At 69.0% G+C, this 13,356-nt stretch carries 13 protein-coding genes, 1 tRNA gene and 1 pseudogene; 4 read left to right on the top strand and 11 right to left on the bottom strand.

Annotated elements, in window-relative coordinates; all coding sequences use genetic code 11:
• Window positions 1-81: 81 nt before the first annotated feature.
• From ACYVGI_RS11745 to ACYVGI_RS11715, 7 genes and pseudogenes are all read right to left on the bottom strand, one after another.
• Window positions 82-708: pseudogene (locus ACYVGI_RS11745) on the bottom strand (protein-L-isoaspartate(D-aspartate) O-methyltransferase); the annotation flags it as partial.
• Between the two features lie 31 nt (window positions 709-739).
• The gene (locus ACYVGI_RS11740) at window positions 740-1,774 is read right to left on the bottom strand and encodes an N-acetylglucosamine kinase (RefSeq protein WP_460632789.1); all 1,035 of its coding nucleotides are present in this window, start codon (window positions 1,772-1,774) and stop codon (window positions 740-742) included.
• Window positions 1,762-3,033: a 6-phospho-beta-glucosidase gene (locus ACYVGI_RS11735; protein WP_460632788.1), complete on the bottom strand. Its 1,272-nt coding sequence runs from the start codon at window positions 3,031-3,033 to the stop codon at window positions 1,762-1,764. The genes ACYVGI_RS11740 and ACYVGI_RS11735 overlap by 13 nt, the downstream gene beginning before the upstream one ends.
• A gap of 2 nt (window positions 3,034-3,035) precedes the next feature.
• Window positions 3,036-3,938 (bottom strand): carbohydrate ABC transporter permease, encoded by a 903-nt coding sequence (locus tag ACYVGI_RS11730; RefSeq protein ID WP_460632787.1) that lies wholly within the window; start codon window positions 3,936-3,938, stop codon window positions 3,036-3,038.
• Window positions 3,935-4,912 (bottom strand): carbohydrate ABC transporter permease, encoded by a 978-nt coding sequence (locus tag ACYVGI_RS11725; RefSeq protein ID WP_460632786.1) that lies wholly within the window; start codon window positions 4,910-4,912, stop codon window positions 3,935-3,937. Before ACYVGI_RS11725 ends, ACYVGI_RS11730 begins: the two co-directional genes overlap by 4 nt.
• Window positions 4,913-4,916: 4 nt before the next feature.
• Window positions 4,917-6,254 (bottom strand): ABC transporter substrate-binding protein, encoded by a 1,338-nt coding sequence (locus ACYVGI_RS11720; RefSeq protein WP_460632785.1) that lies wholly within the window; start codon window positions 6,252-6,254, stop codon window positions 4,917-4,919.
• Window positions 6,255-6,349: 95 nt separating this feature from the next.
• Entirely contained in the window at window positions 6,350-7,531 is a 1,182-nt protein-coding gene (locus ACYVGI_RS11715; protein WP_460632784.1) for an ROK family transcriptional regulator, read from the bottom strand.
• A gap of 133 nt (window positions 7,532-7,664) precedes the next feature.
• Between ACYVGI_RS11715 and ACYVGI_RS11710 the strand changes: the two genes are divergently transcribed.
• The gene (locus ACYVGI_RS11710; protein ID WP_460632783.1) at window positions 7,665-8,054 is read left to right on the top strand and encodes a RidA family protein; all 390 of its coding nucleotides are present in this window, start codon (window positions 7,665-7,667) and stop codon (window positions 8,052-8,054) included.
• A gap of 23 nt (window positions 8,055-8,077) precedes the next feature.
• Here ACYVGI_RS11710 and ACYVGI_RS11705 read toward each other — a convergent pair whose 3' ends face one another.
• Window positions 8,078-9,073, bottom strand: a complete 996-nt coding sequence (locus ACYVGI_RS11705) for an SDR family oxidoreductase (RefSeq protein ID WP_460632782.1) — start codon at window positions 9,071-9,073, stop codon at window positions 8,078-8,080.
• Between the two features lie 97 nt (window positions 9,074-9,170).
• Between ACYVGI_RS11705 and ACYVGI_RS11700 the strand changes: the two genes are divergently transcribed.
• Complete coding sequence (locus ACYVGI_RS11700; RefSeq protein WP_460632781.1) at window positions 9,171-10,403, top strand: mechanosensitive ion channel family protein; 1,233 nt, start codon at window positions 9,171-9,173, stop codon at window positions 10,401-10,403.
• Between the two features lie 35 nt (window positions 10,404-10,438).
• On the opposite strand, the gene ACYVGI_RS11695 is transcribed toward ACYVGI_RS11700, so the two are convergent.
• Window positions 10,439-11,167, bottom strand: a complete 729-nt coding sequence (locus tag ACYVGI_RS11695) for an alpha/beta fold hydrolase (protein ID WP_460632780.1) — start codon at window positions 11,165-11,167, stop codon at window positions 10,439-10,441.
• A gap of 238 nt (window positions 11,168-11,405) precedes the next feature.
• Here ACYVGI_RS11695 and msrB point away from each other — a divergent pair, with 238 nt between their 5' ends.
• Window positions 11,406-11,867 (top strand): peptide-methionine (R)-S-oxide reductase MsrB, encoded by a 462-nt coding sequence (gene msrB / locus ACYVGI_RS11690; protein WP_055891965.1) that lies wholly within the window; start codon window positions 11,406-11,408, stop codon window positions 11,865-11,867.
• Window positions 11,864-12,400, top strand: coding sequence for a peptide-methionine (S)-S-oxide reductase MsrA (msrA, locus tag ACYVGI_RS11685; RefSeq protein ID WP_460632779.1), 537 nt, complete (start codon window positions 11,864-11,866; stop codon window positions 12,398-12,400). Before msrB ends, msrA begins: the two co-directional genes overlap by 4 nt.
• A 96-nt stretch (window positions 12,401-12,496) precedes the next feature.
• On the opposite strand, the gene ACYVGI_RS11680 is transcribed toward msrA, so the two are convergent.
• Window positions 12,497-12,572, bottom strand: a tRNA-Arg gene (locus tag ACYVGI_RS11680).
• A gap of 128 nt (window positions 12,573-12,700) precedes the next feature.
• Window positions 12,701-13,321, bottom strand: coding sequence for an iron ABC transporter ATP-binding protein (locus ACYVGI_RS11675; RefSeq protein ID WP_460632778.1), 621 nt, complete (start codon window positions 13,319-13,321; stop codon window positions 12,701-12,703).
• Window positions 13,322-13,356 lie beyond the last annotated feature (35 nt).

The raw sequence follows: 13,356 nt of genomic DNA, 5'->3' as shown, positions 1-13,356 counted from the left end.
CATTGAGTGGTCCCGAATTGCCGTGCGCGCACGGCGACAACGGCAATTCGGGACCACTCAATGCCGCGCGGCGGGCGCCGCTCAGGCGCCCGGCCAGCCCGCCTCGCCCAGCAGGGGGACGAACGCGACCGCGCCGAGGTTCGTCTCGGCGAGCGTGCCGTCGGGTGCGCGCGTGTACGCGGCGAGGTGCTGCGCGCCTCCCGTGCGGCCGATCGGCATGACGATGCGGCCGCCAGGCGCGAGCTGGTCGAGCCAGGCGCGCGGCACAGTCGGACCCGTCGCCGCCGCGATGATCGCGTCGTACGGGGCGCCGTCCGCCCAGCCGAGCGTGCCGTCGCCGGTGACGACGTTCACCCAGTAGCCGAGCGCTTCGAGCGTCGCCGCCGCTGTGACGGCGAGGTCGGGATGCCGTTCGACGCTGACGACGCGGTGCCCGAGCTCGGCCGCGACGGCGGCCGCGTATCCGGAGCCCGTGCCGATGTCGAGCACCGCGTCCTCCGGCCCGATCTTCGCCGCTTCGAGCATCAGAGCCACGATGTACGGCTGGGAGATGGTCTGGCCGTCGCCGATGGGGAGGGGATGGTCGTCGTAGGCGTACCCGGCCTGCTCGTCCGGCACGAACAGGTGCCGCGGCACACGTCGCATCGCGTCGAGGACCCGCTGGTCCTCGATCCCGCGGGGGACGAGCTGCTGCTCGACCATCCGCCTGCGTTCGTCGGCGAATTCGGTGTTCGTCCCCCTATTGAACTACCGCAACGGGATGCGCGGCCTGCCGCGACGCCAACTGCTCGCGCGCCGCGTCCAGCGCCTCCGCATCCGCTCCAGCGGCCTCCAGGGCGAGGAGCCCTGCTCCGAGGATCGGCGCCGCCGTCACCAGCTCGATGTGCGCGAGCGGCGCGCGCTCGGCCAGCCCGGCCTCGATCGCGCCGAGCAGCCTGGCATCCCGTGCGCCGATCACCCCGCCGCCGAGCACCACGGGCACCGGCCGGTCGAGCAGGTTCAGCCTGCGCAGCGTCGTCGCCGCGAACACCACGATCTCCTCCGCCTGCCGGTCCACGAGCGCGCCGGCCACCGCATCCCCTGCCCGTGCGGCGTCGAGCACGGACGGCGCGATGCGGGAGAGGTCGCTGTTCGGGATGCGCTCGAAGTGCAGCGCCTCGATGACCTCGGTCACGCCCTCCAGCCCGTACACCGCCGGGATGTCCGCGGTGAGTCTCGTCGCCGGTCCGCGCCCGTCCACCGCGCGGGCTGCGTGCCACAGTGCCTGCTCTCCGAGGTGCCAGCCGCCTCCCCAGTCGCCGGACATGATGCCGAGGGAGGGATACCGCACCACCTCGCCGTCCGCGCGCACGCCGACGCAGTTGATGCCGGTGCCGCAGACCACGGCCACCGCATCCTGTTCGCTGGTTCCGGCGCGCAGCAGCGCGAACAGGTCGTTGTCGACCACTGCGTCCGCCCACGCGTACCCGGCGATGCCCTCGCGGAACGCTGCGACCTCGGCGGGGAGGTCGAGCCCGGACAGGTAGATGTTCGCCGCCGCGATCGGGCGGTCACCCGTCTGCGCGAGCAGGTCTTCGATCAGCCCGTCGACCAGGGCGGCCGCCTCGGACATCCCGATGATGTGCGGACTCGACGTCGTGCCGCGTGCGCTCGCGATCACGGTGCCGTCGAGCTCGATCGCGACGGCGTCCGTCTTCGACCCTCCGCCGTCGACCGCGATGGCGATGGGCCCGCTCGCCGCGCCGACTGCGCTCGCCCCGCTCACTTCGCCCACGACAGGTGGTCCCTGTTCCTGGCGATGAGCAGGTCGGTGAGCTTCTCCGCCTTCTCGTACTGTCCGACCAGTGGATGCGCCAGCATCGCCCTCACCACCCGCTCGCGTCCTCCGTGCACCGCCGCCTCCAGCGCCAGCCGCTCGTACCCCGCGACGTGCGAGACGAGCCCGCGGATGTCGTCGGGCAGCGGGTCGATCGGCAGCGCCGTCACGCCGCCGGCGCCGACCGTGGCCGACACCTCGATCACGTGGTCGTCCGGCAGGAACGGCAGCGAGCCGTCGTTGCGCAGGTTGACCACCTGGGTGTCCCCGCGGTCGCTGGTGAGCGACGCGATCAGGTCGACGGCGGCCTCGGAGTAGAAGGCGCCTCCGCGCTTGGCGAGCTGTTCCGGCTTGGTGTCGACGGACGGGTCGGCGTACAGGTCGAGCAGTGCGCGCTCCACCTCCTGCACGGCCTCGGCGCGGGTGGGGGAGCCGAGCTGTTCGCGCAGCACCTCGTCGTGCGCGTAGTAGTAGCGCAGGTAGTAGCTGGGCACGTTGCCGAGCATGGAGATCAGCGAGGCGGGCAGCTCGATCTCGGAGGCGAGCTCGTCGAGGTGCGTCGCCAGGAGGCCGGGGAGCGCATCCCTGGTGCCCGCCGCATCCGTCACGAAGGCTGCGCGCTCCCAGGTGAGGTGGTTGAGCCCCACGTGGCCGAGCGTGACCTGCGTGTGGTCGACGCCGAGCAGGTTCGCGAAGCGGCGCTGGAAGCCGATGGCCACGTTGCAGAGGCCGACAGCGCGGTGGCCTTCCTGCAGCAGGGCGCGGGTGACGATGCCGACGGGGTTGGTGAAGTCGACGATCCAGGCGTCCGGCTTGGCGTGGGCGCGCACCGCGTCGGCGACGCGCAGCACGACCGGAACCGTGCGCAGCGCCTTGGCGAAGCCGCCAGGCCCCGTGGTCTCCTGCCCAATGCAGCCGCACTCGTGCGGGAACGTCTCGTCCCCGTGGCGGGCCTGCTGCCCGCCGACACGGAGCTGGATGAGCACGGCGTCCGCGTCGGAGACACCGGCGACGAGGTCGCTCGTGGGAACGATGCGGCCGGTGTGCCCTGCCGCGCGGAACATCCGCTCGCTCATCCCGCCGACCAGCCGCAGCCTGTCGGGATCGGTGTCGACGAGCCACAGCTCCTCGATGGGGAGGATGTCGCGCATCCTGGCGAACCCGTCGATGAGTTCGGGAGTGTAGGTGGATCCTCCACCGACGACTGCGAGTTTCACTGCTATCCCTTCACGCCTGTGAGTGTGATGCCCTCCACGAAAACGCGTTGGGCGAAGAAGAAGATGAGGACGACGGGGATGGTGACGAGCATCGTCATCGCCATCGTGAGCCCCCAGTCGGTGCCGTGCACCCCGCGGAACGACGCCAGGCCGTAGGCGACCGGCCAGGCTGCGGGGTTCTCCGAGGTGTACAGCAGGGGGCCGTAGTAGTCGTTCCACGAGTTGAAGAACATGAAGATCGCCGTGGCAGCGATGCCGGGCTTCGCCATCGGGAGCACGACCCGCCACAGCACGCCGAACTCGCCGTTGCCGTCGATCCGCGCAGCGTCCGCGTACTCGCTCGGGATGGTGAGGAAGAACTGGCGCAGCAGGAAGATCGAGAACGCGTCGCCGAGCAGGTTCGGCAGGATGAGGGGCCACAGCGTGCCCGTCAGGTTGAGCTGCGACCACATCACGTAGATCGGGATGGCCGTGACCTGCGGCGGGAGCAGCATCGCGATGATGATCACCGTGAACAGCACGCCCGAGCCGCGGAACTTGATCTTGGCCAGGGCGTATGCGGCCGGAACGCTCGACACCAGCATGAAGACCGTGGCGAGGATCGCATACAGCGCGGAGTTGCCGAACCACTGCAGCAGCGGGACGGTCGTGAACACCTTCACGTAGTTGTCCCACTGGAACGGCTGCGGCCAGATGGATGCGGTCAGCGTCTGCTCGCTCGACATCAGCGAGGTGAGGAACACGAACACGATCGGGGCGGCGAACAGGATGCCGAGCGCGACCAGCACGATGTGCTCGGCGATCCAGGCGAGCACCCTGCGGCTGCGAAGCGACCGCGGGGTCGGGATGCGCCCCTCTCGCCTGGCTGGTGACGCTGGCGGCTTGGTCAGGGTTGCGGAGGTCATTGTGCGCCTTCCGGGGTGAACGCCTTGAACCGGCGAAGCAGGAGGATGAGGATGACGGCGGCCACGACGAACAGCAGCACCGCGAGGGCGGAGGCGTAGCCGAGCTGGTACGTGCCGAAGCCGCGGACGTAGAGCCACTGGGTGTACGTCAGCAGGGAGCCGTCCGGGTAGCCGAGATTGTTGCTGATGCCCTCGCCGATCACGGCTTTGCCGGAGGCGACCCCGGAGGCGACCGCCGCCTCCGTGAAGTACTGGATCGCCGCGATCACCCCGGTGACCACCGAGAACAGCAGTACGGGCGTGATGCTCGGCATCGTCACGTAGCGCACCTTCTGCAGGCCGTTCGCCCCGTCGAGGGATGCTGCTTCGTACTGCTCCTTCGACACGTCGAGCAGGGCGGCGAGGAAGATGATCATGATGTCGCCCATCACCCACACGCCGAGGAGCACGAGCGACGGCTTCGACCACGCGGGGTCGTTGAACCACAGCGGACCCTGGATGCCGAAGAATTTCAGCACCTGGTTCACCGGTCCGGTTCCGGGGTTGAAGAGGAACACGAACGCCACGACGCTCGCGACGGGCGGCACGAGGGCGGGCAGGTAGAACAGCGTGCGCCAGAACCCGGATGCGCGCTTCGCCCTTGCGAGGAGCCCGGCGATCAGCAGCGCGAACGCCACCTTCACCGGCACCCAGATCACCACGAACCAGAGCGTGTTGAGGGTGGCCTGCCAGACGTTCGGGTCCTGGGTGAAGAGGTACTGGTAGTTGCGCAGGCCGATCCACTGCGGAGGCGACACGAGGTCGAACCGGGTGAACGAGTAGTAGACGGATGCGATCAGCGGGTACACGAAGAAGATCACGAGGCCGAGGAGTGCCGGCGCGAGCAGCGCCAGCGTGACGAGCTTCCGCTTGGTGCGGGCCCGCGAGGGGCGGACGCGTGTCGCCCGCCCCTCCCGGATTGCCGTTGACGTCATGTCCTTACGGACCCGTCGTCAGTGCGAGAGCGTCGTTGATCTGCTTGTCGACGTTCTTGAGACCGGCCTGCAGGTCGCCGCCCTGGCTCTGGTACTTGTTCCAGAAGTCCTGGAACGACTGCTGGTATCCGGCGCCGAGCGGGCTTGCGGGGGTGGTGGCCACGTTCGGGCTGGATGCGACATCGAGGAACGTCTTGTACTGCTCGGAGACCTCGAGGTTCGGCGAGTTGAGCGCGTCCTTCGTGGTCGGCACGTTCTTGAGGCCGTTGGCGAGCTTGACGACCGCATCCGTGTCGGTGGTGAGGTACTTCAGCAGCGCCCAGGCGAGCTCCGGGTTCTTGGAGCCCTTCGAGATGCCGATGATGTTGCCCGTCATGTATCCGCCGCCGTACAGCTCGGTGTGGTCGTCGGCGGTCGGGAAGGGAGCGGTGCCGTAGTTGAGCTTCTTGGCCTGGTCGGCGATGAAGGCCGTGCGGTATTCGCCGTCCATGTTCATGGCGACCTGGCCCGTCTGGAAGGCGTTGTCGGCGGAGAATTCCTGGCCGAGGCCGGAGGTGAAGGTGTTCAGCTTGTCCCAGCCGATCTTGTCGACGTATGCCTTCTGCCACTCCATCAGCTCCGTCCAGCCCGTGCTGGAGCTGATCGCGCTGGTGCCGTCCGGCTTGAGCCAGTCGGCTCCGGCGGCGGGGCCGTAGTGGGCAGCGGCGTTCTCATACCAGCCCATGGTCGGGTTGAAGCCGAGCGTCTTGATCGATCCGTCCGGGTTGAACGTGGTCAGCTTGTCCGCCATCGTCTCCAGCTCGGACAGCGTCTTGGGCGGGGCGGTGAAGCCTGCGGCCGACAGCAGGTCCTTGTTGTAGTAGAGGCCGTAGACGTCGGCGAGCATCGGCATCGCGCACCGGGTGCCCTTGAACTCCGTGTACGACTTGACGGTGGCGGAGAACTGGCTCATGTCGACGCCGTCGCGCTCGATCACCTTGTTGAGGCTGCGGAACGCGCCGTTGGAGCAGAAGTTGCCGACGATGTCCGTCGAGTACGAGAGGCCGACATCCACCTTGCTGCCGGTGGCGATGGCCTTCTGCAGCTTCTCGTCGTCCTGGCCGGAGTGAACGTCGACTTTGATCTTCGGGTTCTCCTTCTCGAAGTCGTCGACGACCGACTGGATGACCTTGGCCTCGCGGTCGGAGAAGAAGTGCCAGAACGAGACGGTGCCCGACAGTTCTTTCGGGGTGCTCGCGTCGAAGGAGGCGCTGCTGCCGCCGCCGGAGCACCCGGCGAGGGTCAGGGCCGCCGCCGCGGCGACCGCGACGGTGGCGATGATGTGACGTTGACGGTGTTTCACGGGTGGTTCCTCACTGATTCCGGTTCGTGATGCGTTCGATGGACAGGTGATGCAGTGGTGCGGGTGCTGCGATGGAGCGTTGCCGGTCCTCCGCGCTAGGCGGAGATCCTCGACACTTCTGCGAAGAGCGCGTTGCGCACCTCCGCGAGCAGGTGTTCCCGCGCGCCGCGGAGCACGGGATGCGCCGGCACGCCGGTCGCGACGACGGTGGACGTCCCCCAGGAGGCGCGGAGCTCGGCGCTGACGAGCTCCGCGAGCGCGTCGCCGCCCGCGCGTCCTGTCGGCCCGCCGAGCACGACCAGTTCCGGGTCGAGCAGAGCGAGGACGGGGACCACCCCGACGGCGATCCGCGGCGCCAGTTCGGCGAGCAGCGCATCCCTGGCGGGGAAGGTGGGAATGGCCTCGACGGCGGCGGTGTATTCGGCCGCGTGCATCCCGTGGCGTTCGGCGAGGCGGGCGACGGTCGGCCCGCCGATCAGGTCTTGCAGATCCTGGGCGTCCTGGTCGAGCTCTGCGGCGGCTCGGGGGATGGGCAGGTAGCCGATCTCGCCGGCGCCTCCCGACGCCCCGCGGTGGACGGAGCCGCCCTGGTCGACGGAGAGGCCGAGGCCGTCTCCCATCCAGAGCAGCGCGAAGCCGCCCGTGTCGCGACCGACGCCGTCCGTGCGTTCCGCGATGGCGGCGAGGTTCACGTCGTTGTCGATGTGGACGGCGATGCCGAGCGCGGATTCGAGGTGCGCGGTGATGCCCTGCATCGGCCAGCCGGGCAGCGTCTCGATGAAGGTCAGCTCGTCCGTGCGGGGGTCGAGTGCGCCCTGCACGCCGATGCAGACCGCGCTGACGGTGTCGCTGGCGACTCCTGCGGCTTCGCAGGCTCCGTCGATCGCCGCGCGCACGTCGGATTCCGGCGTGCGGTCGGCGTCGGAGACCCGAAGCGGCGTCTCGGCGATGGGATGCTCGGTGCCGCTGGCATCGACGACCGTCGACCGGATGGTGGTGGCGTCGATGTCGATGGCGACGCCGAGCACGCGGTCGGTGCGCACGGCGTAGCTGGCCGCGTTCGGGCCGCGTCCACCTGACACCTCGCCGACGGCGTGGATGAGGCCGGCGGTCTCCAGCCGGGAGACCATCTGGGCCGCTGTCGGCTTCGAGAGGCCGGAGAGCTCGCCGATCCTGTTGCGGGTGAGCACGCCGTGCTCGAGCAGCAGGGACAGGGCTGTGCGGTCGTTGGTCTCGCGGAGCCAGGACGGAGTCCCCGGCACTGGTCTGGTGGCCATCGCGCACATCCCTTCGTTGGAACAATCGTGCGGTGTGAATGTATCAGGAAAGTTTCTTAATAGTAAAGAGGGTGTTTCGATGTCGGTGGTCTCCGCGACGATGGATGCACGCACAGCAGCGAGGGGAGCAGCCATGACCGCACGACCGACACCCATCGACCCGCCGGGCCTGCACGCCAGCCCGGCCTTCGCTCAGGGGATGATCGCCCAGGCAGGGCCGACGCTCTACGTCGGCGGGCAGAACGGCACAGACGCGGAGGGAATCCTGCTCGACGGGCTCCAGGCGCAGACCGAGCAGGCGCTCCGAAACGTCCTGGCCGTGCTCGCAGAGGCGGGCACGGGGCCGGAGTACGTGGTCAAGCTCACGATCTATCTGGCCGTCGGCATCGACCCCGGCGAGGCGTACGCGGCGACCGGCACCGTGTGGGGAGCGCACCGCACCGCCGTGACGGTGCTCGCGGTCACGCCGGCGCGACCGGGCGCCCTCGTGGAGATCGAAGCGGTGGCCGTGCTGCCGGACTGAGCTGGATCAGAGGCTGCGCCGCATCACCCGAAGGCTCGGGCGTGCTCCACGAGACGGTCGAACGACGCATCCAGGTCGGGGTCGAGACGCTGCCGAGACGCATCGGCGAGGAACCACTCCACGATCTCGCCAGCGCCCGTCGCGAACGGCACACGCGCGCGGAACTCCGGCACGAGCGCCTTCACCTTGCTGTTGTCGAAGACCATCGAATTGGCCTTGTCCCCGATGAGGCCCGGCCCCAGCTCCGGCACGACAGCGGCGATCGACGCACTCGAGACGTGCACCAGCTCAGCCTCGACGCCGAGGCCCTCCGCCAGGTAGCAGTAGATCTGGTTCCAGGTCGGCGCCTCGTCGGACGTGATGTGGAACGCTTCGCCCACTGCCTCCGGACGCCCGAGCAGGCCGACGTACGCGACCGCGAAGTCGGTGTTGTGCGTGATGGTCCACAGACTGGTCCCGTCTCCGTGCACCACGACGGGCGCTCCGCGGCGCATCCTGGCCAGGTCGGTCCAGTGCCCGCTGGTCGGGATGGACGTGCGGTCGTATGTGTGCGACGGACGCACGATCGTGACGGGGAACGCGCGCTCGCGGTACGCCTCGACCAGCAGGTCCTCGCACGCGATCTTGTCGCGCGAGTACTGCCAGAACGGGTTGCGGAGCGGCGTCGACTCCGTGACGGGAAGGCGCGACGGCGGCGTCTGATACGCCGATGCAGAGCTGATGAACACGTACTGCCCGACCCTGCCCTCGAACAGCCGGAAGTCGGTCTGGATGTGCTCGGGCGTGAACGCCAGGAACTCCGACACCACGTCGAAGCTGCGCTCGCCGAGCACGGCGTGGACGCTCTCCGGATCGCGGATGTCGGCGTGCAGCACCTCCACGCCGTCCGGCAGCGGCCGCACAGCCGAGTTGCCGCGGTTGATGACGGTCACCTCGTGTCCCGCCTCGAGCGATCGGGCGACACAGGCGGAGCTGATGACCCCCGTACCGCCGATGAAGAGTGACCGTGTCGCTGCCATGCGTTCTCCTCGCTTCGTCGTCGATTTCCCCCAGAGGTCTCAGCGTAGCCCCGCGCGTACACTCCGGGGCACACCCGATCCTCCGAAGGGAGCACCCGTGTTCGTCCTGCGTTCCTGGCCAGGTCTCGCCATCGCCTGCGTCGCCGCGATCATCGCCGCCGTGCTGATCACCGCCGTCGTCGGAGCCGTCTTCCGCGCCATCGCGCGGCGGAAGGGGTGGGCAGCCATGCTGATCGCGCGGGCGCGCATCCCGTTCCGCGTCCTGCTGATGGTGATCGTGCTGTGGATCGCGGTGGCCCTCACGCTGCCCGCCGACGTTCCTGCGGGGTGGCGGGAGGCGATCCATCACACCTTCCTCATCCTCACCATCGCCGCTGGCGTCTGGTTCGCGGCGGCGCTCGCCGTCTACGTCGAGGATCTGGGGCTCGCCCGCTACCGGCTGGATGTGCCGGACAACCGCTACGCGAGGAAAGTGCGAACGCAGGTGCTCATCATCCGGCGGCTGACCATCGTCGCAGCGGTGGTGGTCGGTCTCGGCGCGATCCTGCTCACCTTCCCCGCCCTGCAGGCGGCGGGAGCGAGCATCCTCGCATCGGCAGGGGTCGTCGGGATCATCGCCGGTGTCGCCGCCCAGTCGACGCTCGCGAACCTGTTCGCCGGGTTGCAGCTCGCGTTCAGCGACGCCATCCGGATCGACGACGTCGTGGTGGTGGAGCAGCAGTGGGGGACCATCGAGGAGATCACCCTCACCTACGTCGTCGTGCACATCTGGGACGACCGCAGACTGGTGCTGCCCTCCAGCTACTTCACCACCAAGCCGTTCGAGAACTGGACAAGGCAGCACAGCGAACTGCTCGGCTCCGTCGAGTTCGACCTCGACTGGCGGGTGTCGCCAGGCGGGATGCGCGCAGAGCTCAACAGGGTGCTCGCCGCCACCGACCTGTGGGACGGCCGCACCGGCGTGCTGCAGGTGACGGATGCGGTCTCCGGCTGGGTGCGCGTGCGCGTGCTGGTGACCGCACGGGATGCGCCGACCCTGTTCGACCTGCGCTGCCTCGTGCGCGAACGCCTCATCGACTGGATGCAGCGGTACAGTGCGGCGTCGCTCCCGCGCACCCGCGTGGAGATGGTGGAGCCGCCGGAGCAGCAGACCCCTCCGCCGCGCGCCAGGGCTCAGCAGGAGGCGCGCCTGTTCAGCGGCACACCGGACGGGGAGCAGAGGGCGGCGCAGTTCACCGAGTCGATCCCGGTCGTCCGCGAGGACGACCGGGACGACCGGGACGTGGGCGAACTGCGCGACCTGGACGACTCGGTCGACCGGGCGCGCTGACCTGCGCGGCCGTCCCTCCGCCCGTCCGCTCCGGCTCAGCTCACCGCATCCACGGCGGCGAGGATCGCGTCGAGCGCCGCCTGAGGGTGCGACACCATCGACACGTGCGACGCGGCCACCTCGGTGATGGTCGAGCCTGCGCGTTCGGCCATGCTGCGCTGGGTCGCCGGCGGGATCACCTTGTCCTCCGTGCCGACGACGGCCCAGCTCGGCAGGCTGCGCCAGGCCGGCGCGCCGACCGGCGTCGTGTTCGCGCCGAGGGTGATCGGGCGCTGGCCGGCGACGATGAGCAGGCGATCCGCCTCTGGCAGGTCTTGCGCGAACGCGGTGTGCACCGTGGCCGGCTTGAGGAACGCCTCGGCGTCGCCGTCCGGCGAGCCGGGGTAGCCGGCGATGTCGAGCACAGCGGTCGGGTCCGGCACATCGAGCGCAGACCCCGAGCCGCCGAGGATCGAGAACACGGTCTCGCCCTCCTCGGGGATGAACGCATCCACGTAGACGAGCGCCTTGACGTCGCCCCCGCCGAGCCCGGCGCCGCTGATCACCACGCCGCCGTACGAGTGGCCGACGAGCACCACGGGTCCTGTCGTGCGCTGGGCGACGAACGAGGCGACGTACGCGGAGTCGCTGATCGGGTTGCGCAGGAGGTTGGTGGGCGCGAGCACGTCGAAGCCCTGCTGCTGCAGGGAGGTGGCGACGGCGTTCCAACTGGAGGCGTCGGCCCAGGCGCCGTGGACGAGGACGATGGTGGGTTTCGCGGACATGGAGGTTCCTTCGTTCGTGCCGGTCCGCGGCCACTCCGATCGGGCTACCGCGTGAGCAGCGGTGGGTGTGATGGTGATGGAACGTGCACAGACTAGACCAGCGCGGTGAACGCCGAACAGGGGCATCCATTGCCAGCAAACCCACAGTTTCACCGGGACCAACCACGCGGCGGCGCGTGTTCTACCCACTGACGGCCCAGCAGCCAGCCCGGCCGGAACCTAAGTCGAGGAGGACCACGTGTCACACGATTACCGCAAGACCCAGGATGCCGTCTCCCGCCTGACCCCCGAGCAGTACGCCGTCACGCAGCAGGAGGCCACGGAGCCCGCTTTCCGCAACGAGTTCTGGAACAACAAGGAGGCGGGTCTCTACGTCGACATCGTCTCCGGTGAGCCGCTGTTCGCCTCGGTGAACAAGTACGACAGCCGCTCGGGATGGCCGAGCTTCACCGTGCCCGTCGACCCGGCCAACATCGTCGAGAAGCGCGACAGGACCTTCGGAATGGTCCGCACGGAGGTCCGCTCCGCCCACGGAGACAGCCATCTCGGTCACCTGTTCGACGATGGCCCAGCAGAAGAGGGAGGATTGCGGTACTGCATCAACTCCGCAGCCCTCCGTTTCATCCCGCTCGCCGACCTCGACACCGAGGGATACGGCGACTACCGTCACCTGTTCGAGAATGAGGAGGTCACCCGATGACCGACGCAACACCCACCACGCCTCGCACCGAGAAGGCCGTCCTCGCAGGCGGCTGTTTCTGGGGAGTGGAGGACCTGATCCGCAAGCGCCCCGGCGTGCTCGACACCCGTGTCGGCTACACAGGAGGGGACGTGCCGAACGCGACATACCGCAACCACGGCACCCACGCGGAGGCCCTGGAGATCGTCTTCGACCCGTCGAAGATCAGCTACCGCGACCTGCTGGAGTTCTTCTTCCAGATCCACGACCCGTCGACGAAGAACCGTCAGGGCAACGACGTGGGCACCAGCTACCGCTCTGCGATCTTCTACGAGAACGACGAGCAGCGCCGCATCGCGGAGGACACCATCGCCGACGTCGACGCCTCCGGCCTCTGGCCTGGCCCTGTCGTCACCGAGGTCGAGCCTGCCGGCCCGTTCTGGGAGGCGGAGCCGGAGCACCAGGACTACCTGGAGCGCATCCCGTGGGGGTACACCTGCCACTACGTGCGCCCGGACTGGAAGCTCCCGCACCGTGAGGACGTCGCGTCGTAGCGCGACCAGTTCGCAAACGAACGAGGCCGTCCCGGTTCGGGACGGCCTCGTGTCGTTTCAGTGCCCCCAGTCGTTTCTGGTGCGCCCAGTAGTTTCTGGTGCCCCCAGTAGGATTTGAACCTACGGCCTTCTGCTCCGGAGGCAGACGCTCTATCCCCTGAGCTATGGGGGCCAGGGAGTGCCCATCCAGGCTAGCATCCCGCGCGTGCGCCCCGTGACGCCCGCGAGAAGCGCTCACGACTCGTGCGAAAGGCGCGGTCCGCGAGCGCGTGACCGCGCTTTCGGCACGACTCGTGCGCGCTACTTCGGCACGTTCGCGAGGATGTCCTGCATCAGGGGAGCGGCGTCGCCCGGCTCGAAGAACGCCGTGGAGTCCGCGACGATCCAGTATGGGCCGCGGAAGACCTGCACCTGACCGGCGGTTCCCTGCTTGAAGTAGCCCTCGACCTCCGGCGGGACGCCGTAGGTGGGCACAGGGGTGGCGGCGGTGACGGCCGCGTTCTTCAGGCCTTCGAGATCGCTCGCGGGCGGCTGGGCGATGGCGACCTCGATCACGTCGCCGCTCGTCTGGTTCTGCCACGCGCAGGTGGCGCCCTTCCAGTCGGCGATCTGCTTCTCGAGGCTGCCGTCCTTGGCCTGGTATCCGGGGTCCGCGCCGAAGTTGGGGTTGTACGCGTAGAGCTGGTCGGCCGTGACGATCTGGTCGCAGGTGAGCGTCACCGGCGTCGGCGGGTCGCTCGGCTTCGCCGTCGGCGTCGCGCTCGGCGCGGAGGTGCCTCCCGCGTTGTTCTGCGCCGGCGGCGTCGTCGCGTCGCCCGAGCTCTTCGACGGTGCGGCGCACGCGCTCAGCGCCAGCGTGCAGGCGAGGATCGCGACGAGCGGGGCGGCTGCTCGGAGGGCGGTGCGGTGGGGCTTGGCCATGCGTGTTCGTTCTCCGTCGGATGGTCGGGATTCGA

This window comes from Leifsonia lichenia (assembly GCF_054780215.1).
This window is presented reverse-complemented; position numbering and strand designations above follow the sequence as displayed.

Excerpts from the sequence above, each read along its gene's own strand:
- ACYVGI_RS11730 (WP_460632787.1), bottom strand. The coding sequence starts at position 3,938 with ATGACCTCCGCAACCCTGACCAAGCCGCCAGCGTCACCAGCCAGGCGA.
- ACYVGI_RS11725 (WP_460632786.1), bottom strand. The coding sequence starts at position 4,912 with ATGACGTCAACGGCAATCCGGGAGGGGCGGGCGACACGCGTCCGCCCC.
- ACYVGI_RS11715 (WP_460632784.1), bottom strand. The coding sequence starts at position 7,531 with ATGGCCACCAGACCAGTGCCGGGGACTCCGTCCTGGCTCCGCGAGACC.
- ACYVGI_RS11710 (WP_460632783.1), top strand. The coding sequence starts at position 7,665 with ATGACCGCACGACCGACACCCATCGACCCGCCGGGCCTGCACGCCAGC.
- ACYVGI_RS11705 (WP_460632782.1), bottom strand. The coding sequence starts at position 9,073 with ATGGCAGCGACACGGTCACTCTTCATCGGCGGTACGGGGGTCATCAGC.
- ACYVGI_RS11695 (WP_460632780.1), bottom strand. The coding sequence starts at position 11,167 with ATGTCCGCGAAACCCACCATCGTCCTCGTCCACGGCGCCTGGGCCGAC.
- msrA (WP_460632779.1), top strand. The coding sequence starts at position 11,864 with ATGACCGACGCAACACCCACCACGCCTCGCACCGAGAAGGCCGTCCTC.
- ACYVGI_RS11675 (WP_460632778.1), bottom strand. The coding sequence starts at position 13,321 with ATGGCCAAGCCCCACCGCACCGCCCTCCGAGCAGCCGCCCCGCTCGTC.